Consider the following 24,691-nt stretch of genomic DNA (forward strand, 5'->3'; position numbering starts at 1 on the left):
ATGTGGCTCAAGGAAGGTGGGCAGGCTGAAACGGTTAATGAGGGGAATTTATTAGAGGGTGCGGCAATAGCCCCCCACCCCATAAGGGGTGAGGGGTTTAAGGGACTTAGCTCAGCAGCAACGCATTCACGCGCTTGATGAACTGGTTAGGATCTTCCAGCGTGCCGCGCTCGGCCAGCAGGGATTGATCCAGCAGAAGTTCAACCCACTCGGCAAAGCGTGTCTCGTCCTGTGTCTCGGCCGCGCGTTTCACCAGGGCGTGATCCGGGTTCAGTTCAAAGATGTACTTCACTTCCGGTACGCTCTGGCCCGCAGCAGCGAACAGCTTCGCCATCTGGGTGCCCATCTCGTCGGCTTCGGTAGTCACGATGGCCGGGGTATCGGTCAGACGGTGAGTGAAACGCACCTCTTTCACGCGATCGCCCAGGTGGGTCTTCACGCGCTCAACAAACGGCTCCAGCGCTTTTTCCGCCTCTTTGGCGGTTTCGTCCACTTCATCCGCCAGCTTGTCGATGGACTCATCGGCTTTAGCAACGGACTGGAAGGTTTTACCGCTGAACTCGGTCAGGTAGTTCATCATCCACTCATCGATGCGATCGGAAAGCAGCAGCACTTCGATGCCTTTCTTACGCAGCAGCTCCAGGTGCGGGCTGCTCTTCGCCGCGGCGTAGCTGTCGGCGGTGATGTAGTAGATCTTCTCCTGCCCTTCCTTCATGCGGGAGATGTACTCTTCCAGCGACACGGTCTGCTCGGAGGAGTCGGTGTGCGTGGAGGCAAAGCGCAGCAGTTTGGCAATGGCTTCCACGTTGGACGAATCTTCCGCCGGGCCCTCTTTCAGCACCAGGCCGAACTGTTTCCAGAAGGTCTGGTATTTTTCCGCATCGTCTTTCGCCAGCTTGTCCAGCATCTGCAGGGCACGTTTGCTCAGGGCGGTGCGCAGGTTGCGGGTGACGGTGCTGTCCTGCAGGATCTCACGGGAGACGTTCAGCGGCAGGTCGTTGGAGTCTATCAGGCCACGCACAAAGCGCAGGTAGTTCGGCATGAACTGCTCGGCTTCGTCCATGATGAACACGCGCTGCACGTACAGCTTCAGGCCGTGCTTGTGATCGCGGTTCCACATATCCCACGGGGCCTGCGCCGGGATGTACAGCAGGCTGGTGTACTCCTGCTTACCTTCCACGCGGTTATGGCTCCAGGTCAGCGGATCGGTAAAGTCGTGGGCGATATGCTTGTAGAACTCGGTGTACTCTTCGTCTTTGATCTCAGACTTGTTGCGCGTCCACAGCGCCTGCGCCTTGTTGATCTTCTCCCAGGAAATGACGGTTTCGCCGTCCTGCTCTTCCTGTTTTTCGATCTCGACCGGCAGGGCGATATGGTCAGAATATTTGCTGATGATGGAGCGCACGCGCCAGTCGTTGAGGAAGTCATCTTCCCCTTCGCGCAGGTGCAGGGTGATCTCGGTTCCGCGATCCGCTTTGGTGATGTCGGCAACGGTGTATTCGCCTTCGCCGTGGGATTCCCAGAACACGCCGCTCTCGGCGCTTTCGCCTGCCGCACGGGTGCGCACGGTGACTTTATCCGCCACGATGAACGCCGAGTAGAAGCCCACACCGAACTGACCAATCAGCTGGCTGTCTTTCGCCTGATCGGAACCCATCGACTGCAGGAAGGCTTTGGTGCCGGATTTGGCGATGGTGCCGAGATGATCAATGGCTTCATCGCGGGTCATACCGATGCCGTTATCGGCGATGGTCAGGGTGCGGTTCTCTTTATCAAAGGAGACGCGCACGCGCAGCTCGCCGTCACCTTCGTACAGCTCTGGCTTCGACAGCGCACGGAAACGCAGCTTGTCTGCCGCATCAGAGGCGTTAGAGATAAGCTCGCGCAGGAAAATTTCTTTATTGGAGTAAAGAGAATGGATCATCAGGTGCAGAAGTTGTTTTACTTCTGACTGGAAACCACGGGTTTCTTGTCCTTTCATACTAAGTCGACCTCAACAATGCCATTTAATGGGGTTTAAAAGCGTTGAGGGAGAGATGGGGATACGCGGAAAGGTTTTCAAGCGGAGGCCACGCATGCAGCCTCCGTTTGGTCAGAAAATAATCTTGTGACGTCCGGCCAGAGAGTGTGACAGCGTGGTGCCGTCCACCATCTCCAGCTCGCCGCCCACCGGTACGCCATGGGCGATACGGCTGGCATCGACGCCGGACTCGGCGCACAGCTCGGCGATATAGTTGGCCGTCGCCTCCCCTTCCACCGTTGGGTTGGTGGCGAGGATCACCTCGCTGATCGTTTCCGATTTCAGACGCTGTTCCAGACGGTCCAGACCGATATCATCCGGCCCGATACCGTCCAGCGGCGACAGGTGGCCCATCAGCACAAAGTAGCGGCCAGAAAATTGCCCGGTCTGTTCAATGGCGTAGATGTCCGCAGGACTCTCCACCACGCAGATCTGGCCGTTTTCCTGACGACGCGGATTGGTGCAGATGTTGCACACCTCCTGCTCGGTAAAGGTGCGGCAATCCGCACAGTGACCGATTTCTGACATGGCGCGGGTCAGAGCCTGCGCCAGACGCATGCCGCCGCTGCGATCGCGCTGCAGCAGGGTAAACGCCATGCGCTGCGCTGACTTCGGGCCTACGCCCGGCAGGCAGCGTAGCGCTTCCATTAACTGCGTGAGCAGCGGACTGGTTTGCATCAGAACGGCATCTTAAAGCCCGGTGGCAGCTGCATTCCAGAGGATACAGAGGCCATTTTTTCTTTCTGGGTTTCGTCGATACGGCGCGCAGCATCGTTAAATGCAGCGGCGACCAGATCTTCCAGCATGTCTTTGTCGTCTTCGAGCAGGCTTGGGTCGATCTCCACGCGACGGCAGTTATGCGCACCGTTGATGGTCACTTTGACCAGACCTGCGCCAGATTCGCCAGTGACTTCCATCTGCGCGATCTCTTCCTGCATCTTCTGCATTTTTTCCTGCATCTGCTGGGCCTGCTTCATCAGACCACCCAGACCGCCTTTACCACCAAACATAGGCTTCTCTCTTCTTTCACGTTAAAGATAACAACCGTAAGTCAGACTCACGATCAAATGGGTCGAATACTCTCTTCATCCAGTTCTGCATCAAAGTAACGCTGCAGGGTCTGAATGTTATTATCCGCGATAATCGACTCACGCGCCTGCGCGAGTTTCTCTTCATAGATGGCCTGACGCCACTCCAGCGGCGTTCGCACCGCCGGATTATCATCTTCAATGATAGTCAATTCAACCGGCGCACCCTGTAATGTGGAGAGCGCCTCCGTCAGCACCTGTTGTGCGCTCGCCGAGTTCAGGTGACGCTGGCCCGGACGCAGATGCAGGCAGATCCGGTTGCCGTCCTGTTCACGCCAGGCGTTCAGGGCAACCTGCTCCACCAGCTTGGGCAGTTTCAGCTGACTGACCTCTGCCGCCCAGGCATCACGCTCCAGCGACTCTCCGGCCAGCTTAGCGGCCAACTCCGGCGTCTTCTCGTGCTCCAGCGCCTTTTTCAGCGCCTTCGGCGTGGCGACTTCTACCTTCACCTCTTCGGTGACGGTGGTGGATTTCCAGCGATACGCTTCTTTCTTTGCCGGAGCCTGTGGCTCAGGCGTGGCCGAGGCTGAACGCGTCTGGACGCGATCCGTGACCGAGGCCAGACGTTCAAGCGCGGCGTTATTTACCGGCCGCGCTCTTGCAGGCGCTGCCGGTTCACTCTTTTTTGGCTTGGTTGCTCCCTGCGCGCGTTGCAACTGACTGCGTGCGGCGAGCACCGAACTGGTGGCATCCGACAGCGGCGCATCGTGGCGCGGCGGCGGAGGCGCACTCTGCTGCACCGGCACCTGCGGCGGCGTCAGCACTGCAGTGGGGGCCACCGGGGCGAACGACTGCGGCTGCACCTCGGGTTCCGGCAGCGGCATGCGCGGATGGAACGCCAGCGCGCGCAGCAGGGTCATTTCAACCCCCATACGTCTGTCGGGGGCGAACGGCAGCTCCTTGCGGCCAATTAACAGAGTTTGATAGTAGAGCTGCACGTCGGTTGGCGGAATGGTTCGCGCCAGTTCGCGCATCCGCTGCTCAATGGCGGCCATGTCCGGGCCCAGCGCCGCGGGGGAGAGCTGGACCATCGCGATGCGGTGCAGCAGGCTGAGCATCTCAATCAGCAGGGCTTCCCACTCGATGCCGCGCGCCGCCGAGGCATTGACTAACTCCATCACCCGCTCGCCGTTGGCCTCGACCACCGCCTCAATCAGCGACAGGGCCTGATCGTCATCCAGGGTGCCGAGCATGGTGCTGACCGCCAGGGTGGTCAACTGACCGTCGCCGCTGGCAATCGCCTGATCGGTGAGGCTGAGGGCATCGCGCAGGCTACCGTCGGCGGCACGCGCCAACAGTTGCAGAGCACGCGGTTCATGCGTGACCTGCTCTTCATTCAGAATATGTTCAAGCTGATCGCGGATCTGCCCGACATCCAGCGCCTTCAGATGGAACTGCAGGCAGCGGGACAGGATGGTCACCGGCAGCTTCTGCGGATCGGTGGTCGCCAGCAGGAACTTGACGTGTGCAGGCGGCTCTTCCAGCGTTTTCAGTAGGGCGTTAAAGCTGTGGCGTGACAGCATGTGCACTTCATCGATCAGGTAGACCTTGAAGCGGCCACGCGCCGGCGCGTACTGGACGTTGTCCAGCAGATCGCGGGTATCTTCGACTTTGGTGCGTGAGGCAGCATCGATCTCAATCAGATCGACAAAGCGCCCCTGCTCGATTTCACGGCAGTTATCGCAGACGCCGCACGGCGTGGCGGTGATCCCGCTTTCGCAGTTGAGGCCTTTCGCCAGTAAACGGGCGATAGAGGTTTTACCGACGCCACGGGTGCCGGAAAAAAGATAGGCGTGATGGATACGTCCTAGCGATAAGCCGTTCGCCAGGGCGGTCAGCACATGTTCCTGGCCGACAACGTCAGCAAAGGTTTGGGGTCGCCATTTACGGGCTAACACCTGATAACTCATGGGCAGGCTCTGCAACGCTGGAAGGTGGATATTCAGGGGGGTAATGCTAACACAACCTCACCCGTTGGGCGAGGTTGCGGGCGGGAGGATTAATGTCCCGGGAATGGCACGAGGCAATAGCTGGTGATGCCCTGTTTTTCCAGGCGCTGTTCGCCACCCAGATCGAACAGGTTGATGATGAAGGCCGCATCGGTCACTTCGCCACCCAGACGACGGATCAACTTCACAGTCGCCTCAATGGTGCCACCGGTTGCCAGCAGATCGTCAACCACCAGCACTTTATCGCCTGGCTTGATCGCATCGATGTGGATCTCGAGCTGATCGGTGCCGTACTCCAGCTCGTAGCTCTCGGCGATGGTTTCGCGTGGCAGTTTGCGTGGCTTACGCACCGGCACAAAGCCGACGCCCATCGCCAGCGCAACCGGGGCGCCAAACAGGAAGCCGCGGGCTTCGGTGCCTACAACTTTGGTGATCCCGGCGTTTTTGTAACGCTCTACCAGCAGTTCAATGCTGAGGGCGTACGCTTTCGGGTCTTCCAGCAAGCTGGTGACATCACGGAAAAGGATGCCAGGCTTCGGATAATCCTGGATGCTTTTGATGCTGTTTTTAAGGTATTCAAGCTGCTGCGCAGTTGCGGTCATAAATGGATGCCTGATGAAAACGGTGTTACTCACGGAGCGGATAGTGGGTCGGTCAAGGTAACAATTGTTTAACCTTTAACCAGACCTGCCCGTGCTCGAAAACGGTCGAATTTACTGGCTGCGCACAAGAATTGCAACAGCCAGTCCAAGGATTATTGCTTTTGTTGCTTTTCATCAACCACGGGGATCCGCCACATGAAAATCAGCAGGCATGACAGGATCGCCAGCAGCAGGATCCGCACCCACATGATCTTTACCAGCCATAATGAGATGGCGAAGGTAATAAGGATAACGGCAATAGCCCGCGGCTTCGCCCCGGGCGGCATGGCGCGGTGCTGTTGCCAGTGGCGCAGATAGCCGCCAAACCACGAGCGATAGAGGAGCCAGTGGTGAAAACGCGGCGAGGAGCGGGCGAAGCACCAGGCCGCCAGCAATATAAAAGGCGTGGTTGGCAGAAGGGGCAAAACGACGCCCAGCGTGCCGAGCACTACCGCAAGCCAGCCAATGATGAGTAAAATAGTACGCTGCATAATGCGAATCGTTATCAAACTGAACGGCTACTGTACCACTGGAGAGCGGATTGAAAACAGCCTTGCTTTTACAGACGCTGCAAAATCAGCTGACGGCCCTGCGAAACCAGGCCGCGCCTCTGATGCAGCACGCTACCCTGAAGCCGCGTTTTGACCGGCAGCTGTTCCGCACCCGCAGCACGCTGATTAAAGATTACCTGGATGAAGCCCAGCGCAATCTGGATGAGCTGGGTCGTGCGGTGGAGAAGGCACAAACGGAGCAGGTGACCTGGCTGGCCACCCATCTGGCGGAGCAGATCGCCGCCCTGCACCGGGAGATCGCCGCCTGGCCTTTACGGGTCTGGGACAGCCCTTCTGCCGGGGCAACTAAATGGCAGCGCAAGCGCCTTGAGCATCAGGAGTTTGAACGGCGGCTATGTGAGATGAAGTCTGAACGCGAGACCCGGCTGAAGCAGACAGAAACGCTGGAAGAGCAGCAGATGCTGATGCGAGAAATTACCGCGCTGGAGGGGCGGCTTGAACGCTGTCGTAAGGCACTGGATGATATTGAGCGCGTGATTGCGCGTCTGACCCGTTAACAGGAGTAGTGTGTGTCACTGGAAAACGCCCCCGATGAAATAAAGCTGGCCGTGGATCTGATTATGCTGCTGGAAAATCATGATATTCCCGCCGAGACGGTGCTGAAAGCGCTGGAGATTGTGAGGCGGGATTTTGAGGGGAAAATACCCTCTCCCCGGAAAGGAGAGGGTTAGCATGAGGGGTAAAGTTACGCTGGCGTCGGATCGTCACCCTTCACTTCACGTTTTACTTCCGTATGCTCGTCGCCCTTCTCATTGCGCAGATGCACTTCAAGCTGGTTGAACGCGATGTTGATATTGTTCTCGCGGCACAGACGTTCGAGGGTACGGTTCAGCTCATCCACGGTGTAGCTGCGGTCGCGCAGTTCACGCACGTAGAGACGCAGCTCGTGATCCAGCGTGCTCGGGCCAAAGGTGGTGAAGAACACCGCCGGTTCCGGATCGTGCATCACTTTCGGATGTTCCATCGCCGCCTGCAGCAGGATTTTTTTCACTTTATCCAGATCCGAACCGTAGGCCACGCCCAGACGGATCACCACGCGGGTGATGGTGTCGGAGAGCGACCAGTTGATCAACCGCTCGGTCACGAAGGCTTTGTTCGGGATGATCACCTCTTTCCGATCGAAGTCGGTGATGGTGGTCGCACGGATACGGATCTTGCTGACCGTCCCCGAGAAGGTGCCGATCGTCACGGTATCGCCAATGCGCACCGGACGTTCGAACAGGATAATCAGACCCGAGACGAAGTTACCGAAGATCTCCTGCAAACCAAAACCAAGGCCGACCGACAGCGCCGCCGCCAGCCACTGCAGTTTGTCCCACGAGACCCCGAGCGAACCGAAGACGGTCATCGCCCCCGCCACCAGAATCACATAGTTGAGAATAGTGGTGATGGCATAAGAGGCCCCCTGGCGCATCTTCAGGCGCGAAAGCACCAGCACCTCCAGCAGACCCGGCAGGTTACGGATTAAAGCCCAGGCTACCATCGACGAGACCAGCGCAAACAGCAGGCTGCCCATGGTGACGTTTTTCACCACTGCGGCCCCCGCTTCGGTGCCGTTGTAGTGCCACAGGGTAATGCTGTCGAGATAGGCGAAGACGGTGATGAGATCAGACCAGATAGCCCAGAACATCACGCCGAACAGGGCGATCATCACCAGCATGGTGATACGCAGCGTCTGCTGGTTCACCTGCTCCAGGGCGATGGTCGGCTCCTCCTGCGGCTCTGCGCCTTCGGCCCCCTCTTTCACCATATTCTGCCGACGGGCCAGGGCGCGGCGATAGGCGATGCGACGGGCGGCAACGCTCAGACCACGTAGGACGGTCTGGTACAGCAGATTCCAGAAGATCACCAGATAGACGGTTTCAATCCAGCGGCCTGACAGACGCAGGGTGGTATAGAAGTAGCCGGTCGCCGTCAGCACCATCAGCGCCAGCGGGATAATGGACAGCACGGTAACCGTCGCCAGACGGATGGCATGGGACTCTTTATCCCGCCAGCTGTCGCGGCACATCGGCCACATCAGGACGGCGATCAGCAGCAGGTTAAGCAGAATGACGAACTGCCCCAGCACATCGTCCATCAGGTGCAGCGGAGAGAGTTCCGCCACCACCGACCAGAAGTGCAGCGGCAACAGCGCCAGGCTCACCCGCACGATCTGGCGTCGCCAGTGGCTGGTGAGCTGGGCAGGCATATTGAAATGACTCACCGCCACGCCGTCTTTTTCCAGCACTTTCCAGCACAGGCCAAACACCAGCCAGAACAGCGCCAGTTTTTTACTGAAGGCCCACAGTAGATCGCTGATATTGAGCTGCATGGTGAGCAGGATCAGTCCCGCCGCCAGAATTAACAGGCAGACCGGCAGAGCGCGGATCAGATCGATAAGAATCGCTTTCGGAGTGTGAAGCTGGCTGTCATTACGCAGCTGCCCCACTTCACTCGCCAGCTTCGCCTGGTATTTTTTCAGCCAGCCGAGGCGCCAGCGAATTAACCCGGCAATCAGCAACAGCGGCAGACCCGCCAGGAAGGCAAAGGCCACCGCCGGACCGGCTTTTTCCCAGTTAACGGTGATGTTCATCCCTTTAATCTGGTCTTTCAGCATGCCCGGGAAGGATTTGATCCAGTCCCAGTCCATCGGTTTGTTGCTGTTTACCCAGAAGATCTGCTGGGTGAGGATCTCCTGCAGGCTTTTGGAGACGCTCACCAGCTGCTGCTGGTTGATCTGCAGGTTAATGGCCATCATCAGCTGATTGCCCAGCTGCTTGTTCAGCTGATCGAGCAGCTCGCGGCGCATATCCACCACCTGCAACAGCGCGTCGTGGACTTCATCATTGACGTCGCTGCTGTGCCCCTCTTCCACTTTGGCAACGAAGGCATCGCTCTGGAACAGAGCGTCGCGCTGCTGGTTGACCTCAAACTGTTCAAGACGCAGATCCGCAATGCGGTTGGTCATGTCCTCCAGCTCATCGGCGGAGGGCAAGGTTTGCTGCTGCTGATACAGGATACGCGACAGCAGCAGGCTGCCTTTCAGAACGGCGATCTGCTCTTTGATGTTGCGTTCAGACTGCAGGGCGCGATCCAGCCAGTTTTTAACTTTGATGTTCTGCTGAACCAGCGAGTTGCCGTTTTCAGTCGCGGTGATCAAACGCTGGCTGAGCTGATGGTTGGCATCCAGCTCCTGCTTCACCAGCGGGTTTTCCTGAATACGCGCGGTTTCGTCCGGGTTGACGGCCTCCTGGGCGGTTTTCTCCGTCAGGGTCAGGCGCTTGCTGTTGACCGCCTCCTGCAACAGCTGGAGTTGATGCTCCAGACGGTTGATGTTGGCGGTGACATAGTCGCGCTGCTTTTGCAGGGTATCCTGCAGGACGGTGTTACCTTCCAGACTCTTACGCTGCTGTTCGATCTGCGCATTGAGCAGCTGCTGCTGGGCCAGGAGTAGCGTTTGTTGGGTCGGGCGTAATGCCGCTTCGCCCGCGGAGGTCCCGTTCAGGCGATTGCGGATCTGCTGCAGCTGTTGCGACGCAGTGTACATCGCATTCTGCACGCGCTCCGGCTGGGTTTGCAGGGACACCAGTTGGCTGTTGTAGGTGGCCAGATCGCTTTGCGCGGTTTGTAAATCGTCGAGCAGCTGCGCCACGCGCAGTTCCAGCTGACGCAGGGACAAGGTCGCCAGCGTTTTGCGGGTCTCCGCATCATTGTCGACATCCCCCAGCGCATTGAGGCTCTCGGTCGCCTTGCGCATCGCTTCCGGCGCCTGCGCCACCTTCTGGCGTAACTGCGTGGTTTCGGCTTTGATCCGCTCGAGCTTGTCGACCGTCTCAAGGGTTTCCGTCAGATCCTGCTGGACCAGCTTGTCCTGCGGCGTAAGCTCTTTCTGTTTGCTCAGGGCGTCGAGCTGGCTCTGAACATCTGCCCGCGTGGGGATGTCGCTGGTATTATCGGCTCGCGCAAACGCAGCCGGTGAAGCCATCAACGAGAGAAAGAAAACCAGAATAAAGGCAAAAATGGGATGCTGTTTGCGTGTGTAGTGCAACATAGTTATGTGTGATTCGTATGATGAATGACCAGGAAGACCGGCGTGAAGAATATCACGGCAATCGGGCGCAATATAGCGTCAACAGGTGGCTCCCGGACAATTCCTGGGGTCAGGCCGGGAGCGGCTCTGGCTGCCCACGCAGGGTTGGGCAGAACTGGTACATCTCCAGCAGGATCGCCACGTAATCACGGGCTTCACGTTGCAGATCAAAAGACTGGGGGGCAAAAAGCCAGTTTTCCATAATGCCGGAAATATAACTGCGCATCAGAATAGCGGCGCGACGGGTTAATAGATTGGCCGGTAACATGCTGGCTTTAATACAGTGCACCAGGGTCTGTTCGATACGATCGTAACTCTCCAGACACAGACTGCGCTGCGCCTGTTGCACTACCGCCATCTCCCCGACAAACTCGCATTTGTGGAAGATGATCTCCATCATCAGGCGACGACGCTCTTCAATAACCGTCGCCTCAAGGATATAGACCAGAATCTCTCTTAAAACTGAGAGTGGATCGTCAGGGAATTTTGCCCGATACTCAGTCTCGAGATCCCCAATATTGGATTCTGAAAGCTCCCAAATTTCACCAAATAAATCTGACTTATTTTTGAAATGCCAGTAAATCGCTCCACGGGTTACCCCAGCCGCCTGAGCAATCTGTGCCAGCGACGTGGAAGAGACCCCTTGTTGCGAAAACAAGCGCAAAGCAACATCAAGGATGTGCTGGCGTGTCGCAAGTGCTTGTTGTTTGGTTTTTCGTGCCATACCCAGGTGAATTTACAGGAGTCAGATTTACATACATTTATGAATGTATGTACCATAGCACGACGATAATATAAACGCAGCAATGGGTTTGTGGACGCGTGATCCATTGATCAATTTGAAATCGGAAACTCGAGGTTTACATATGAACAAAAACAGAGGGTTAACGCCTCTGGCGATCGTTCTGATGCTCTCAGGCAGCTTAGCGCTTACAGGATGTGACGAAAAACAGGCTCAACAAGGGGCTCAGCAGGTGCCAGAAGTTGGCGTCGTGACGCTCAAATCCGAACCTCTCCAGATAAAAACAGAACTACCCGGCCGAACCAGCGCTTACCGCATTGCTGAAGTGCGTCCACAGGTGAGTGGCATCATCCTGAAACGTAATTTTACGGAAGGCGGCGATGTTAAAGCCGGAGACTCGCTGTATCAGATTGATCCCGCTACCTATCAGGCTAATTACGAAAGTGCAAAAGGCGATCTGGCGAAAGCCCAGGCTGCGGCAAAAATTGCTCAGCTGACCGTCAGCCGTTATCAGAAACTGATTGGCACCCAGTACATCAGCCAACAGGAATTCGATAGCGCCCAGGCCGATGCCCAGCAGGCTAACGCTGCGGTTACTGCTGCGAAAGCCGCGGTTGAAACTGCACGTATTAACCTGGCCTATACCAAAGTGACCTCCCCCATCAGCGGTCGCATTGGTAAATCGTCAGTGACCGAAGGTGCTCTGGTGCAGAGTGGCCAGACCAACGCGCTGGCTACCGTGCAGCAGCTTGACCCGATCTATGTCGATGTCACCCAGTCGAGCAATGATTTCCTGCGTCTGAAACAGGAGCTCGAAAACGGCACCCTGAAGCAGGAAAACGGCAAAGCGAAAGTGGAGCTGGTCACCAGCGACGGTATCAAGTTCCCACAGGCTGGCAGCCTCGAGTTTTCTGACGTAACGGTCGATCAGACCACCGGTTCTATCACCCTGCGCGCCATCTTCCCGAACCCGAACCATACGCTGTTACCGGGTATGTTCGTTCGTGCAAGCCTGGAAGAGGGGACTAACCCAACCGCACTGCTGGTTCCACAGCAGGGTGTGACCCGTACGCCGCGCGGCGATGCCAGTGCAATGGTCATTGGCGCTGAAGACAAAGTCGAAGTCCGTCAGATCACGGCAACCCAGGCGATTGGCGACAAATGGCTGGTCACCGACGGTCTGAAAGATGGCGATCGTGTCATCATTACCGGTTTACAAAAAGTTCGCCCGGGCGCCCAGGTTAAAGCGCAAGAGGTCACGTCTGACAATCAACAACAAGCCTCCGCAGGCGGCCAGTCAGAACAACCTAAGTCTTAACTTAAACAGGAGCCGTTAAGACATGCCTAATTTCTTTATCGATCGCCCCATTTTCGCGTGGGTGATCGCCATCATCATCATGCTAGCCGGGGGACTTGCGATCCTGAAGCTGCCAGTCGCGCAATATCCAACCATTGCGCCGCCAGCAATTTCAATCGCCGCAACCTACCCAGGGGCTGATGCCAAAACGGTGCAGGACACCGTAACCCAGGTTATCGAACAGAACATGAACGGTATCGATAACCTGATGTACATGTCCTCCAACAGTGACTCCACCGGCACGGTGCAGATCACGCTGACCTTCGAATCCGGTACGGATGCGGACATCGCTCAGGTTCAGGTGCAGAACAAACTGCAGCTGGCGATGCCGTTACTGCCGCAAGAAGTTCAACAGCAGGGTGTGAGCGTGGAGAAATCCTCCAGTAGCTTCCTGATGGTTGTCGGCGTTATCAACACCAACGGCACCATGACGCAGGAGGATATTTCCGACTACGTAGGTGCCAACATGAAGGACGCTATCAGCCGTACTTCTGGCGTGGGTGATGTGCAGCTGTTCGGTTCCCAGTACGCGATGCGTATCTGGATGGACCCGAACAAACTGAACAACTTCCAGCTGACGCCAGTGGACGTGATCACTGCGATTAAAGCGCAGAACGCCCAAGTGGCAGCCGGTCAGTTAGGCGGTACGCCACCGGTTAAAGGCCAGCAGCTCAACGCCTCGATCATCGCGCAGACCCGTCTGACCTCGGCTGATGAATTCAGTAAAATTCTGCTGAAGGTGAATCCGGACGGTTCCCAGGTTCGCCTGCGTGACGTGGCGAAGGTAGAGCTGGGCGGTGAAAACTACGACGTTATCGCCAAGTTTAATGGCCAGCCGGCATCCGGTCTGGGGATCAAACTGGCGACCGGCGCGAACGCCCTGGATACCGCTACCGCGATCCGTGCTGAACTGAAGAAAATGGAACCTTTCTTCCCGTCAGGCCTGAAAATCGTTTACCCGTATGACACCACGCCGTTCGTTAAGATCTCGATTCACGAAGTAGTGAAAACCCTGGTCGAAGCGATCATCCTGGTCTTCATCGTAATGTATCTGTTCCTGCAAAACTTCCGTGCGACGTTGATCCCTACCATCGCCGTTCCGGTCGTCCTGTTGGGTACTTTTGCGATACTGTCGATCTTTGGCTATTCGATAAACACCCTGACGATGTTCGGGATGGTACTGGCGATAGGCCTGCTCGTGGATGACGCCATCGTGGTGGTGGAAAACGTCGAGCGTGTTATGTCCGAAGAGGGACTACCGCCGAAGGAAGCCACCCGTAAATCGATGGGTCAGATCCAGGGCGCGCTGGTCGGTATCGCGATGGTACTGTCGGCGGTATTTATTCCGATGGCCTTCTTCGGTGGCTCAACCGGTGCGATTTATCGTCAGTTCTCCATCACCATCGTGTCGGCGATGGCTCTGTCAGTACTGGTCGCACTGATCCTGACTCCGGCCCTGTGTGCCACCATGCTGAAACCGGTTCAGAAAGGCGGCCACGGCGAGCACAAAGGGTTCTTCGGCTGGTTTAACCGCATGTTTGATAAGAGCACGCACCACTACACCGACAGCGTGGGCAACATCCTGCGCAGCACCGGTCGTTATCTGCTGCTCTATATCATCATCGTGGTCGGTATGGCGTACCTGTTCATTCGTCTGCCAAGCTCCTTCCTGCCGGACGAAGACCAGGGCGTATTCCTGACCATGGCCCAGTTGCCAGCAGGTGCATCCCAGGAACGTACCCAGAAAGTGCTGGATGAGGTGACGGATTACTACCTCACCAAAGAGAAAGCCAACGTTGAATCGGTGTTTGCGGTTAACGGCTTCGGCTTTGCGGGTCGTGGCCAGAACACCGGTATTGCCTTCGTTTCGCTGAAAGACTGGGCTGACCGTCCGGGTGAGGAGAACAAGGTTGAAGCCATTACTGGCCGTGCGATGGGTACCTTCTCGCAGATTAAAGATGCGATGGTCTTTGCCTTTAACCTGCCAGCGATCGTTGAGCTGGGTACGGCAACCGGCTTTGACTTCCAGCTTATCGATCAGGGCGGTCTGGGCCACGAAAAACTGACTCAGGCGCGTAACCAGCTGTTTGGTGAAGTCGCCAAGCATCCCGATCTGCTGGTGGGCGTGCGTCCTAACGGCCTGGAAGATACCCCGCAGTTCAAAGTGGATATCGATCAGGAGAAAGCACAGGCGCTGGGCGTTTCTATCAGTGATATCAATACCACACTGGGCGCGGCCTGGGGCGGTAGCTACGTCAACGACTTCATCGATCGCGGTCGTGTGAAGAAGGTGTACGTGATGTCTGAAGCGCAGTACCGTATGTTGCCGAGCGATATCAACAACTGGTACGTTCGCGGCAGTAACGGTCAGATGGTGCCATTCGCCGCCTTCTCTACCTCACGCTGGGAATATGGCTCGCCGCGTCTGGAACGTTACAACGGTCTGCCATCCATGGAAATCCTTGGTCAGGCTGGCCCGGGTAGAAGTACCGGTGAGGCCATGAACCTGATGGAAGAGCTGGCGCAAAAACTACCAGCAGGCATCGGTTATGACTGGACGGGGATGTCCTATCAGGAACGTCTGTCCGGCAACCAGGCCCCTGCCCTGTATGCCATCTCCCTGATCGTGGTATTCCTGTGTCTGGCGGCGCTGTATGAGAGCTGGTCGATTCCGTTCTCGGTTATGCTGGTTGTGCCACTGGGGGTCATTGGCGCCCTGCTGGCGGCCACATTCCGCGGTCTGGGTAATGACGTTTACTTCCAGGTGGGCCTGCTCACAACCATTGGCTTGTCGGCGAAGAACGCGATACTTATCGTAGAATTCGCCAAAGATCTGATGGATAAAGAGGGCAAAGGGCTTATCGAAGCCACGCTGGACGCGGTCCGTATGCGTCTGCGTCCGATTCTGATGACCTCCCTGGCCTTTATCCTTGGCGTTATGCCACTGGTCATCAGCACGGGTGCTGGCTCCGGTTCTCAGAACGCCGTAGGTACTGGCGTAATGGGCGGGATGGTCACCGCAACCGTACTGGCTATCTTCTTTGTTCCGGTATTCTTTGTGGTGGTACGTCGTCGTTTCAGCCGTAAAAACGAAGATATCGAACACAAACATTCGGTGTAAGACCACCGGAAACTGTTGTTAACCGTTAAAAAGGCCGCTAATGCGGCCTTTTTTTTGGCAATTGAAAATCATAAAATACGCTTATGGGCGGTTTATATATTTTATGTCAGCGTTAAACAACTTCTCATATTTAACCCATTCCTCTTACATAAATTCTTAAATTCATGCGTTGCTTCTGAGTTATTAAGAGTATTCCTGGTGTTTTTTGTTTGTGATGACGCCTGATTGTTTTTTTTGAAATGGGCGTAAAATCGAGACGGATGATAAGAAAGGATCGTCCTCTGGATAAAACAATATATAACATAGTGACCGCCAGACCCTTTAACCTGTGGCGTAATTGTAATTTTTCGTAATAGCGCGGTGAAATCCTAATCAGAGTAGATTATAGTTAACGGTAAGACGCATACAGTAGTCGTTGACGCTAAGTCAGTTGTACCCTTCCCGACAACGATGTTCGGTGAGTAAAAAATCACTCAAAAAGGGGATGCGCTATGGACGAATACTCGCCCAAAAGGCAAGATATTGCACAGTTGAAATTCCTTTGTGAATCCCTGTACCATGACTGCCTGACCAATCTCGATGAGAGCAACCATGGCTGGGTCAATGACCCTACTTCTGCCATTAATTTGCAGTTAAACGAGTTGATTGAGCATATAGCAGCCTTCGCCCTTAATTATAAAATTAAGTATAACGAAGATAATAAGTTGATTGAGCAAATTGACGAATACCTGGATGACACTTTTATGTTATTCAGCAGCTACGGCATTAACGCGCAGGATTTGCAAAAATGGCGTAAATCAGGCAATCGGCTTTTTCGTTGTTTTGTCACTGCAAGTAGGGCTAACCCGTTAGCTTCTCCGGTTAAAATTATTACAAACAATTAGGTGAATTTATGTCTGATAAACCATTAACCAAGACAGATTATTTGATGCGTTTGCGACGCTGTCAGTCAATTGACACTCTTGAACGTGTGATTGAGAAAAATAAATACGAGCTTTCTGATAATGAGTTAGCGGTATTCTATTCTGCAGCCGATCATCGTCTGGCTGAACTCACGATGAATAAGCTGTACGATAAAATCCCGACCGCTGTGTGGAAATTTGTACGCTGATTGGGTGACACCCAGCGGAAACGCTGTGTGGTACTGAACAGTTTGACCGCCTCATCTGCCCCGCCCTTTTCTGGCAACTGTTATGTTTTTTCTTAGCGTAACTGTTACTTTCCACAAACATTGTGGTCACTTAAAATACACGGATCCCCCCGTTTTGAGTTGATTTAGAAAGGGCAGAAGATGACCGAGATACAACGCCTGCTTACCGAAACCATTGATGACCTCAATGTTCGCGAAAAGCGTGACAACAGACCGCGCTTTAGCATCAGCTTTATTCGCAAACATCCGGGCCTGTTTGTCGCCATGTACGCCGCATGGCTGGCTACGCTGGTGGTGATGCTGCAGTCGGACACGCTGATCGGTTCCGTCTGGCTACTGGTGGTATTGTTCGTCGTCTTTAACGCCTTCTTCTTCTTTGACGTTAATCCGCGTTACCGCTATGAAGATATTGATGTGCTCGATTTTCGCGTCTGCTACAACGGTGAGTGGTACAACACGCGCTATGTGCCTAACCAGCTGATCGACAGCATCCTGCACTCACCCCAGGTTGAATCCCAGCAAAAAGAGAAGCTGCAAAAAATGATCGCCACCAAAGGCGAGCTCTCTTTCTACGACGTCTTCACCCTGGCCCGCACGGCTGCCTGAAGCCTGCTCTGACCTGCCGCCGACAGCCTCGCTGTTAGCGGCAAGCCTCTTGTTCTCGCCTAACGTTTCTTCTTACGACCCTGCACCGCCTTGAACCGCGGATTGGATTTGCATATCACATACAGCCGTCCCTTACGTTTGACGATCTGGCAATCCGCATGTCGTTTTTTGGCGCTGCGCAATGAATTGAGAACCTGCATATTTAACCTTCCTGAAATGAATTGTTATAACATAACAATTAGCATATCCGAGTGGCGGTGGAAAAACAACCCACGGCGGATAAGCGGCCCGTAAACTCATCTAAAATAGTTCTACACTTCAGCGTGGCTTTCCGTTTTAATGTCATCGACTTGTGCGCCCCACGCCCGGCGTAATAAAAAGGAAACAGGAGCATGACAACCCGACACCTGGTAAGTGTGGTGACTTGCGTACTGGTTATTGCAGTGCTTGTTCCTGTCTGCCTGAGCGTCTGGCTGGCGCACCGTAATGCGGAAGATAAGTTTGTTGAGGATCTGAACGACTACTCAGCGCGGGTCCAGATCCGTACCGACAGAGTGATTACCCAGGCCAAATCCGCTCTCACCGAAATGCAGTCCTTCAAAGGTATCCCCTGTAGTCGCGAACATGCGCTGGTAATGCGCCGCGCCTCTTTCTCCTGGCGCTATATCCAGGAGGTGATCTACGTGGACGATCTCAAGCCGCGCTGCTCTTCGCTGGAACAGGAGAGTCACACTCCCCCCTTTCCGCCGGCATTGCGGATCACGCCCGATGGCTATCGGGCCTGGGTTACCTCGCATAACGATCTGAATCTTGATCGCTATATGGCCGCCCTGGGCACCGGCCATTATATCGTGATGATCGACCCGGCCTCGCTGATCGACGTGATCCCCTTTGGCTCCTGGCCGATCGACGTAGCCCTGGTGGGGATCCGCCGCAATCTCGTTTTCGCCAGCAGTAACAGTCTGGATATGCAGGTCTTCAACCAGATGCAGCGGGATAGCAGCACCCATTTTCAACATAACGGCGCGATGTATAACGTGCACAACGTCCCCGACCTGGGGTTTGCCATCGTGGCGTGGGCTTCCCTGAAGCCGCTAAAAGAGAGCTGGCACCACCAGCTCTATTTCTGGCTGCCTTTTGGCGTGTTGATCAGTTTGCTGACGGCCTGGTTTGTACTGCGTGTGTTACGCCGCCTGCAATCTCCCCGGCATCGCCTGCTGGACGCCATCAGTGCCAGAGAGTTCCAGGTTCATTTCCAGCCGATTGTCGCACTCAACAGCGGCAAGCTGACCGGGGCGGAAGCGCTCGCCCGCTGGCCGCAGCCGGACGGCAGCTATCTCTCTCCCGATATTTTCGTCTCCCTGGCGGAGCAGACTGGCCTGATGAATCAGTTGACCACGCTGATTATCGAAAAAGTGTTTGAGGAGATGGGCGAGTGGCTACGTCAGCATCCGGACCAGCATATTTCGATTAACCTTGCCCCAGCGGATTTGATCTCGGGGACGGTGCCTCCGCTGCTGAGCCGTCTTCTGAATCAGTGGCAGATCCCGCCCTCGCAGATCGCACTGGAGCTTACCGAGCGTGGATTTGCCGATCCCACCGTCAGTGCTCCCGCCATTGCCGGCTTCCGGCGCGCAGGGCACTCTGTCTATATTGACGATTTCGGCACCGGCTACTCCAGCCTCAGCTATCTGCAGGATCTGGACGTCGACACCCTGAAAATCGATAAGTCATTCGTCGACGCGCTGGAGTACAAAAACGTGACGCCGCATATCATTGAGATGGCCCGATCGCTCAATCTGGCGATGGTGGCGGAAGGGATTGAAACCGAAGGCCAGCTGACATGGTTGCGCTGCCACGGGGTGCAGTACGGTCAGGGCTGGTTTTACAGTAAAGCGCTGCCGAAAGAGGCCTTTATTCAGTGGGCGGAAAATAATCTCGACCCGGAATCACACGCATAGTGCCCGGCGGTGAGTGCCGCCGGGCACCAGGCTTACTCGTCCAGAAGCGGCGAGAAACCGCCATAAATCATCCGTTTACCGTCGAACGGCATGGATTCGCCAAATTCCTTCATCCTGGGATCGTTCATCATCTTCTGATTCGCCTCGTCGCGAACCGCTTTGGAAGGATATTCGATCCAGCTGAAGACCACTTCTTCGTTCTCTTCCGCCTTCACCGCCAGGCGGAAGTCCGTTAATTTGCCGTCGGGTACATCATCTGCCCAACATTCCACGATGCGAAGCGCGCCAAACTCTTTGAACAACGGCGCGGCTTTTGCTGCCATCTCGCGATAAGCCTCCTTATTATTCGCGGGAACGGCAACCACAAAACCATCGACATACTTCATCAGATAAACCTCCGAAGTGAACGTGCGGCCACCTGGTGTGACCGCATCAGCGATTAAGTTTAGTTCTGTTGCCAGCTAAAGGTGTAACGCACCTTTTTCCCCTGCAGGATAAACTCCGGCGACACGCTCGGGCTCCAGGAGTCGTCGCCCCCGACGCCCATATGAAACGCATCCAGGCTCAGCCAGCAGCCGGGCTCTTCCCGTAACAGATGATGATGAGAGGTCTCGCGCAGTTGCGTCTGGCTGTAACGACTCACCCCAAAGTGGAAGTCGCCGTCCAGCTGATGCTGCCCCAGCGTCAGCTGCCGAGTATTGCAGCGCAGGCCGTTTTCGGTCGGGAAAATATAGGGGGTATGTAGCGCCGCAAGCGGCAGCTCCCAACGTCCCTGGCGGGCAGCAAGCTTGCGGTCCGGATAGTTCTCATACGGCCCGAGCCCGTGCCAGATCACGCTCTGCGGCGTCTGCGCCAGCTGACAGCTCAGCCCGATACGCGCGGGCTCCGGCATATCGCTCGCCACCTGCACCTCAACATCGCCATGCAGCACGCCATGGCTGTCGATGCGCCAGCATTTGCGGCTCAGGAACAGCACCTGCTTGTCATGCTCCCAGGCATGTAGAGTAGCGATCGTCACCGCCTGCGCCAGCTGCTCGCCTGTGCACTCCAGCAGACGTGGTTTCAGGCTGTACATCCCCGCCGCCTTCCAGCGCTCCACCCAGGCATTGGGATCGATGCGGGTCGCCTCGCTGATGCCGATATCGTTATCCAGCGGGGCGCGGGTAAAGTTGTCGGTTAGCGGGGCGAGCAGCGTTGCCTCCCCTTCCCGCCACCACTGGGTCAGATCGCCGCTGGTGCAATCAAACTGCCAGCGCTGCTGCTGATGGGTCACCACCAGCGCGTCATCCTCGCGGGTAAGCTGAGGGGCAACGCCTGCTGCCTTCGGCGGCACAACGACTAATGGGGCGGGCAGCGGCCATTGATCCCAGGCGCAAAGATGGTTTTCCCCAGCCCACGGTGTGGCCGCGGGCTGGAATACCTCTACGTTCAACCACAGCTCGCCCGGGGCCGTAGCCCACTGCGGGAGCGGGATCTCCAGTCGTTGCGTGCCTTGCGGCGGGATAGTGAGTGGCACCACCTCAGAGGCCAGCACCTCCCCCTCCCGCACCACCGACCAGCGCAGTTGCTCGTTGTCGGTCTCGCGGAAGAGATAATCACTCTGCACCTCCACCACCAGCGGCGAGCGGCTGACCAGGGTAAAAGTGAAGAATTGCTGGGCGCGCTGCGCCTCATACAGGGCCGGATGCGGGGTGCGATCCGGGAAGACCAGCCCGTTCAGACAGAACTGGCGGTCGTTAGGTTTATCGCCAAAATCGCCGCCGTAGGCCCAGAACGGGTTGCCCTGATCGTCATGCTTCGTCAGGGCCTGATCCACCCAGTCCCAGACGAAACCGCCCTGCAGGCGGGGATGCTTGCGGAAGGCCTCCCAGTATTTGGCGAACCCGCCAAAACTGTTACCCATCGCGTGGGCGTATTCGCAGAGGATCAGCGGACGCGTCTCATCCGGCATGCCGATCCACTTTTTAAGGGACCATTTCGGTACCGCCGGGAAGGGCTGATCCTGATCGACGCGGGCATACATCGGGCAGACGATGTCGGTGGCCGCGGTGTTGGCTCCGCCGCCCTCATACTGCACCGGGCGGGTAGGATCCGTCGCCTTCACCCAGCGGTAAAGGGCATCGTGGTTCGCCCCGTGACCGGATTCATTGCCCAGAGACCAGATAATGATCGACGGATGATTGCGATCCCGCTGCACCATGCGTGTGACGCGCTCGCTCATGGCAGGCAGCCAGCGCGGATCGTCAGCCAGACGGCTCATCGGCACCATGCCGTGGGTTTCGATGTTGGCCTCATCCACCACGTACAGCCCGTAGCGATCGCACAGGCGATACCAGAGCGGGTGGTTAGGGTAGTGCGAGCAGCGCACGGCGTTAAAATTGTGCTGCTTCATCAGCTCGATGTCGCGGCGCATGGTGGCTTCGTCCATCACCTGCCCGCGCTCAGGGTGATGTTCATGGCGGTTAGCCCCCCGGATCAGCAGCGGTTTGCCGTTGAGCTTCAGCAGCCCGTTGCTGATTTCCACCCGGCGGAAACCGACGTCGCAGGCTTCAACGTCCAGCACCTGGCCCTGCCCGTCGCGCAGCACGAGGGTTAACCGGTAGAGGGCGGGGATTTCCGCGCTCCACAGCGCGGGTTGATCCACCTTCAGGGAGAGATTCACCCGCTCCTGCCAGTGGCCGCGCTCGTCGACAATGGCCGAGCCCGGCGTGCCGGTGGCGCTGGCGATACACTCCCCTGCCCGCCACAGATTGACATTGACCTCGCAGTCCGCGTAGTCGGCTCCGCCGAGGGTCAGCCCCAGCTGGAGTTGGGCCCGGTCATAGTCGGCGTTCAGCTCAGTGACAACATGATAATCGGCAATATGGGTGTCAGCTTTGTGCAGCAGAGTGACGTCGCGGAAGATGCCGCTCATCCGCCACATATCCTGATCTTCCAGATAGCTGCCGTCGCACCAGCGAAGCACCATCACCGCCAGACGGTTGCTGCCCGGGCGCAGGAACGAGGAAACATCAAACTCCGCGGGCAGACGGCTGTCCTGGGAGTAGCCGACCCACTGCCCGTTGCACCACAGATAAAACGCCGAGTTGACGCCCTCAAACACCAGCCGCGTCTGCCCGCTCTGCAGCCAGTTGGCATCCATATCAAATGTGAGCGAGTAACAACCGGTGGGGTTTTCGGCTGGAACAAATGGCGGATTGACCGGGATCGGATAGGTGACGTTGGTGTAGATCGGGGTATCAAAGCCCTGCATCTGCCAGTTGGAGGGAACGGGCATTACTACCGCATCCGCGCAGTCCTCCTGCGTCCAGCTATCGGGAACCTGCTCGGGCGCAGTAAAGTAGCTGAACTGCCAGTCGCCGTTCAGCGACCGGACGGAAGAGGAATCTCCCTCCTCCCGCGCGGCCTGCTCGTCACGCCAGCCGCTGAGCGGCGCATGGGCAGGGAGTCGATTCCATTGGGTGACACCGGGATTTTCCCAGTCACGACGCGTAATCAGAGTGCTGAGAGTCAGCGGAGCAGGATGGGACATAATTACCTCTTTGCGAAGCGCTCACAATTTTTAATTACAATGCCCTGTCAGGGTAACAGGGTAAAGCGGGAGAGCGTCATGAAGCGATGGCGATCACAAAAGCGTTAACGGCGCGCCAGCTGTTCGGCCAGTATGGCCAGAGATTTTAGCTGCTGGGCCAGATCGTCACTGCCCTGCGGGAGCCCTTCCCGGGCGGTGGAGTGTCGTTCGACCAGGGTAACCGGGAGACGGGTTTGCGCGGGAGCCTGCCCGGCGCTGCCCTGCTGCGCCAGCAGCCACTCCACGCTGCGCAGCCCTGCCTCGCGAAACGCCTGGCGAACGGTGGTCAGCGGCGGGGTAAACCAGGCGCTGTCGGTGGTATCGTCAAACCCTACCACCGAGAGCTGGCCCGGCACGGCAATGCCCTTTTCGGCACAGGCGCGCATCACGCCGAGCGCCATCTGATCGTTCGCCACCAGGATCGCCTGCGGAAGCGTAGCCCCGGCCAGCAGCTGATGGGCTTTTTCATAACCCGAGGCGGCGCTCCAGTCGCCCTGAGCGATGGCGCAGGGTTCTACCCCGGCCGCCGCCAGCGTCGACAACCAGCCCGCAAGACGGGCCCGCGCCGAAACGGAACTTTGCGGCCCGCCGAGCAGAGCGATTCGCTGATGGCCCAGCGCCAGCAGATGCTGCGCACCGAGGGCTGCCCCCTGTTCGGCATCAAACACCAGGCTGTGCACCCGGGCGCCAGGCGAGACATCAAGAAATAACACCGGCACCGGAGCGGCCTGTGCCTGCAGGCTTTCGGCCTGCTCGTCCTCCAGCGGCACGTTGACCAGCAATCCTTCCACGCGCTGGGCGAGCAGCTCCTGTACCGCCGCCAGACACTGCTGTGGATGTTCGACCATTGAGATCAACACGCTTGCTCCGCACTCACCTGCGCGGGTCTTGACCGCAGAGGCAATCTGCGAGGGGGCATGCAGGGCCAGATCGGTGGTGATCAGTCCCAGGGTGCGGGTACGTTTGCCGGCCAGCTGCTGGGCTCCGCGGTTGGGAACATAGTGCAGCTCGGCCATCGCCTGCAGCACTTTTTCCCGGGTGCGGGTGGACACGTGCGCCGCGTCATTGATGACCCGCGAGACGGTTTGATAGGAAACGCCCGCCAGGCGGGCAACATCGTAAAGGGTTATGGCTTTCATGCGCGTCGCGTTGCAGTGGCTGATGCGCGTATTCTGTCATAACCCACTGTGTAAAGCATGTGAGCGCTTCGCAAAATCAGACAACGCGCTCAGGCTGCGGGGTTATAATGCGCGGCTTTTGACGAAACCACGGCAGACAGATCTGGATCAGCGGGCCGATGCTTAAGGCATACAGCACGGTCCCCACGCCAAATGTGCCTCCCAGCACCCAACCAAACAGCAGGACTGAAACCTCAATCGCCGTACGCACGCTGCGAACTGACCAGCCGGTACGGGCATTGATCCCGGTCATCAGGCCGTCGCGCGGCCCGGCACCAAACCCGGCCCCGATGTACATCCCGGTCGCCAGCGCATTGACGATCACCGCGCTGATCAGCAACAGGCTGCGTGCCACCAGGGAGTCGATAGCCGGGATAAACGTCAGCGCGACATCGGCAGCCAGGCCAATGACAATCACGTTACTGATGGTGCCGAGACCCGGGCGCAGTCGCAGCGGGATCCACAGCAGCAGCACCAGCACACCGGTGAGAATGATGACGGTGCCAATATCCATTTCCAGCAGTTTTGCCACTCCAATATGGAAGACATTCCACGGATCGGCGCCCAAATCCGATCGTATAAACATCGCCGTTGACAGCCCATACAGGCTTAATCCGACGTAAAGCTGAAGTAATCGACGTAACATGATCTTTCTCCGGTTAG

21 protein-coding genes and 1 other annotated feature are annotated in these 24,691 nt (G+C 56.9%); of the genes, 8 read left to right on the forward strand and 13 right to left on the reverse strand.

Features of this window, described 5'->3' with window-relative positions:
- Positions 1-106 precede the first annotated feature (106 nt).
- The 6 genes from htpG to M8318_RS10785 form a co-directional block, all read right to left on the reverse strand.
- Positions 107-1,981, reverse strand: coding sequence for a molecular chaperone HtpG (gene htpG, locus M8318_RS10760; RefSeq protein ID WP_262662513.1), 1,875 nt, complete (start codon positions 1,979-1,981; stop codon positions 107-109).
- 111 nt (positions 1,982-2,092) lie between these two features.
- Positions 2,093-2,698, reverse strand: coding sequence for a recombination mediator RecR (gene recR / locus M8318_RS10765; RefSeq protein ID WP_262662515.1), 606 nt, complete (start codon positions 2,696-2,698; stop codon positions 2,093-2,095).
- Positions 2,698-3,030, reverse strand: a complete 333-nt coding sequence (locus tag M8318_RS10770; protein ID WP_032616874.1) for a YbaB/EbfC family nucleoid-associated protein — start codon at positions 3,028-3,030, stop codon at positions 2,698-2,700. Before M8318_RS10770 ends, recR begins: the two co-directional genes overlap by 1 nt.
- Before the next feature lie 53 nt (positions 3,031-3,083).
- Positions 3,084-5,018 (reverse strand): DNA polymerase III subunit gamma/tau, encoded by a 1,935-nt coding sequence (gene dnaX / locus M8318_RS10775; protein ID WP_262662517.1) that lies wholly within the window; start codon positions 5,016-5,018, stop codon positions 3,084-3,086.
- Positions 3,690-3,754 (reverse strand) — a sequence feature (DnaX frameshifting element). It overlaps the preceding gene by 65 nt.
- 89 nt (positions 5,019-5,107) lie before the next feature.
- A complete protein-coding gene (apt, locus tag M8318_RS10780) occupies positions 5,108-5,659 on the reverse strand; it encodes an adenine phosphoribosyltransferase (protein WP_106992189.1) in 552 nt (183 codons plus the stop codon).
- A gap of 152 nt (positions 5,660-5,811) precedes the next feature.
- Positions 5,812-6,189, reverse strand: coding sequence for a DUF454 family protein (locus M8318_RS10785; RefSeq protein WP_106992188.1), 378 nt, complete (start codon positions 6,187-6,189; stop codon positions 5,812-5,814).
- A 50-nt stretch (positions 6,190-6,239) separates the two neighbouring features.
- Between M8318_RS10785 and priC the strand changes: the two genes are divergently transcribed.
- Both priC and rsmS read left to right on the forward strand, forming a co-directional pair.
- Complete coding sequence (gene priC / locus M8318_RS10790; RefSeq protein WP_262662518.1) at positions 6,240-6,767, forward strand: primosomal replication protein N''; 528 nt, start codon at positions 6,240-6,242, stop codon at positions 6,765-6,767.
- Between the two features lie 12 nt (positions 6,768-6,779).
- Positions 6,780-6,941 carry a pleiotropic regulatory protein RsmS gene (gene rsmS / locus M8318_RS10795; RefSeq protein ID WP_262662519.1) on the forward strand — a complete coding sequence of 54 codons (162 nt, stop codon included), beginning with the start codon at positions 6,780-6,782 and terminating at the stop codon, positions 6,939-6,941.
- Positions 6,942-6,955: 14 nt separating this feature from the next.
- Here the strand turns inward: rsmS and mscK are convergent, their stop codons facing one another.
- Both mscK and acrR read right to left on the reverse strand, forming a co-directional pair.
- Positions 6,956-10,303, reverse strand: coding sequence for a mechanosensitive channel MscK (mscK, locus tag M8318_RS10800; protein ID WP_262662520.1), 3,348 nt, complete (start codon positions 10,301-10,303; stop codon positions 6,956-6,958).
- A gap of 109 nt (positions 10,304-10,412) precedes the next feature.
- Positions 10,413-11,066, reverse strand: coding sequence for a multidrug efflux transporter transcriptional repressor AcrR (acrR, locus tag M8318_RS10805; RefSeq protein WP_262662521.1), 654 nt, complete (start codon positions 11,064-11,066; stop codon positions 10,413-10,415).
- Positions 11,067-11,208: 142 nt separating this feature from the next.
- Between acrR and acrA the strand changes: the two genes are divergently transcribed.
- The 5 genes from acrA to M8318_RS10830 all read left to right on the forward strand — a co-directional run bounded on the left by acrA (position 11,209) and on the right by M8318_RS10830 (position 17,318).
- Positions 11,209-12,402: a multidrug efflux RND transporter periplasmic adaptor subunit AcrA gene (gene acrA, locus M8318_RS10810; RefSeq protein WP_261641975.1), complete on the forward strand. Its 1,194-nt coding sequence runs from the start codon at positions 11,209-11,211 to the stop codon at positions 12,400-12,402.
- Positions 12,403-12,424: 22 nt separating this feature from the next.
- Positions 12,425-15,562 (forward strand): multidrug efflux RND transporter permease subunit AcrB, encoded by a 3,138-nt coding sequence (acrB, locus tag M8318_RS10815; protein WP_262662529.1) that lies wholly within the window; start codon positions 12,425-12,427, stop codon positions 15,560-15,562.
- A gap of 491 nt (positions 15,563-16,053) precedes the next feature.
- Positions 16,054-16,446 (forward strand): Hha toxicity modulator TomB, encoded by a 393-nt coding sequence (tomB, locus tag M8318_RS10820; protein ID WP_106992181.1) that lies wholly within the window; start codon positions 16,054-16,056, stop codon positions 16,444-16,446.
- An 8-nt stretch (positions 16,447-16,454) separates the two neighbouring features.
- The gene (locus M8318_RS10825) at positions 16,455-16,673 is read left to right on the forward strand and encodes an HHA domain-containing protein (RefSeq protein ID WP_032616864.1); all 219 of its coding nucleotides are present in this window, start codon (positions 16,455-16,457) and stop codon (positions 16,671-16,673) included.
- Positions 16,674-16,853: 180 nt separating this feature from the next.
- The gene (locus M8318_RS10830; RefSeq protein ID WP_166181746.1) at positions 16,854-17,318 is read left to right on the forward strand and encodes a YlaC family protein; all 465 of its coding nucleotides are present in this window, start codon (positions 16,854-16,856) and stop codon (positions 17,316-17,318) included.
- A gap of 59 nt (positions 17,319-17,377) precedes the next feature.
- Here the strand turns inward: M8318_RS10830 and ykgO are convergent, their stop codons facing one another.
- Complete coding sequence (gene ykgO, locus M8318_RS10835; RefSeq protein ID WP_106992179.1) at positions 17,378-17,518, reverse strand: type B 50S ribosomal protein L36; 141 nt, start codon at positions 17,516-17,518, stop codon at positions 17,378-17,380.
- A 192-nt stretch (positions 17,519-17,710) separates the two neighbouring features.
- On the opposite strand from ykgO, the gene M8318_RS10840 reads away from it, so the two are divergent.
- On the forward strand, positions 17,711-19,279 hold the full coding sequence (locus M8318_RS10840; protein WP_262662531.1) for an EAL domain-containing protein: 1,569 nt from the start codon (positions 17,711-17,713) through the stop codon (positions 19,277-19,279).
- Between the two features lie 32 nt (positions 19,280-19,311).
- Here the strand turns inward: M8318_RS10840 and M8318_RS10845 are convergent, their stop codons facing one another.
- From M8318_RS10845 to yczE, 4 genes are all read right to left on the reverse strand, one after another.
- Complete coding sequence (locus M8318_RS10845) at positions 19,312-19,665, reverse strand: DUF1428 domain-containing protein (RefSeq protein ID WP_142488459.1); 354 nt, start codon at positions 19,663-19,665, stop codon at positions 19,312-19,314.
- A gap of 59 nt (positions 19,666-19,724) precedes the next feature.
- Entirely contained in the window at positions 19,725-22,811 is a 3,087-nt protein-coding gene (locus M8318_RS10850) for a beta-galactosidase (RefSeq protein WP_262662535.1), read from the reverse strand.
- A gap of 104 nt (positions 22,812-22,915) precedes the next feature.
- Complete coding sequence (locus tag M8318_RS10855; protein WP_262662537.1) at positions 22,916-23,989, reverse strand: LacI family DNA-binding transcriptional regulator; 1,074 nt, start codon at positions 23,987-23,989, stop codon at positions 22,916-22,918.
- A 76-nt stretch (positions 23,990-24,065) separates the two neighbouring features.
- Positions 24,066-24,674, reverse strand: coding sequence for a membrane protein YczE (gene yczE / locus M8318_RS10860; protein ID WP_262662539.1), 609 nt, complete (start codon positions 24,672-24,674; stop codon positions 24,066-24,068).
- Positions 24,675-24,691 lie beyond the last annotated feature (17 nt).

The sequence above is a fragment of the Leclercia tamurae genome (genome assembly GCF_025566055.1).
Classification (GTDB): domain Bacteria; phylum Pseudomonadota; class Gammaproteobacteria; order Enterobacterales; family Enterobacteriaceae; genus Enterobacter; species Enterobacter tamurae.

Bases quoted from the DNA above. Each gene is read 5' to 3' on its own strand.
- htpG (WP_262662513.1), bottom strand. From the start codon at position 1,981: ATGAAAGGACAAGAAACCCGTGGTTTCCAGTCAGAAGTAAAACAACTT.
- recR (WP_262662515.1), bottom strand. From the start codon at position 2,698: ATGCAAACCAGTCCGCTGCTCACGCAGTTAATGGAAGCGCTACGCTGC.
- M8318_RS10770 (WP_032616874.1), bottom strand. From the start codon at position 3,030: ATGTTTGGTGGTAAAGGCGGTCTGGGTGGTCTGATGAAGCAGGCCCAG.
- dnaX (WP_262662517.1), bottom strand. From the start codon at position 5,018: ATGAGTTATCAGGTGTTAGCCCGTAAATGGCGACCCCAAACCTTTGCT.
- apt (WP_106992189.1), bottom strand. From the start codon at position 5,659: ATGACCGCAACTGCGCAGCAGCTTGAATACCTTAAAAACAGCATCAAA.
- M8318_RS10785 (WP_106992188.1), bottom strand. From the start codon at position 6,189: ATGCAGCGTACTATTTTACTCATCATTGGCTGGCTTGCGGTAGTGCTC.
- mscK (WP_262662520.1), bottom strand. From the start codon at position 10,303: ATGTTGCACTACACACGCAAACAGCATCCCATTTTTGCCTTTATTCTG.
- acrR (WP_262662521.1), bottom strand. From the start codon at position 11,066: ATGGCACGAAAAACCAAACAACAAGCACTTGCGACACGCCAGCACATC.
- acrA (WP_261641975.1), top strand. From the start codon at position 11,209: ATGAACAAAAACAGAGGGTTAACGCCTCTGGCGATCGTTCTGATGCTC.
- acrB (WP_262662529.1), top strand. From the start codon at position 12,425: ATGCCTAATTTCTTTATCGATCGCCCCATTTTCGCGTGGGTGATCGCC.
- tomB (WP_106992181.1), top strand. From the start codon at position 16,054: ATGGACGAATACTCGCCCAAAAGGCAAGATATTGCACAGTTGAAATTC.
- M8318_RS10825 (WP_032616864.1), top strand. From the start codon at position 16,455: ATGTCTGATAAACCATTAACCAAGACAGATTATTTGATGCGTTTGCGA.
- M8318_RS10830 (WP_166181746.1), top strand. From the start codon at position 16,854: ATGACCGAGATACAACGCCTGCTTACCGAAACCATTGATGACCTCAAT.
- ykgO (WP_106992179.1), bottom strand. From the start codon at position 17,518: ATGCAGGTTCTCAATTCATTGCGCAGCGCCAAAAAACGACATGCGGAT.
- M8318_RS10840 (WP_262662531.1), top strand. From the start codon at position 17,711: ATGACAACCCGACACCTGGTAAGTGTGGTGACTTGCGTACTGGTTATT.
- M8318_RS10845 (WP_142488459.1), bottom strand. From the start codon at position 19,665: ATGAAGTATGTCGATGGTTTTGTGGTTGCCGTTCCCGCGAATAATAAG.
- M8318_RS10850 (WP_262662535.1), bottom strand. From the start codon at position 22,811: ATGTCCCATCCTGCTCCGCTGACTCTCAGCACTCTGATTACGCGTCGT.
- M8318_RS10855 (WP_262662537.1), bottom strand. From the start codon at position 23,989: ATGAAAGCCATAACCCTTTACGATGTTGCCCGCCTGGCGGGCGTTTCC.
- yczE (WP_262662539.1), bottom strand. From the start codon at position 24,674: ATGTTACGTCGATTACTTCAGCTTTACGTCGGATTAAGCCTGTATGGG.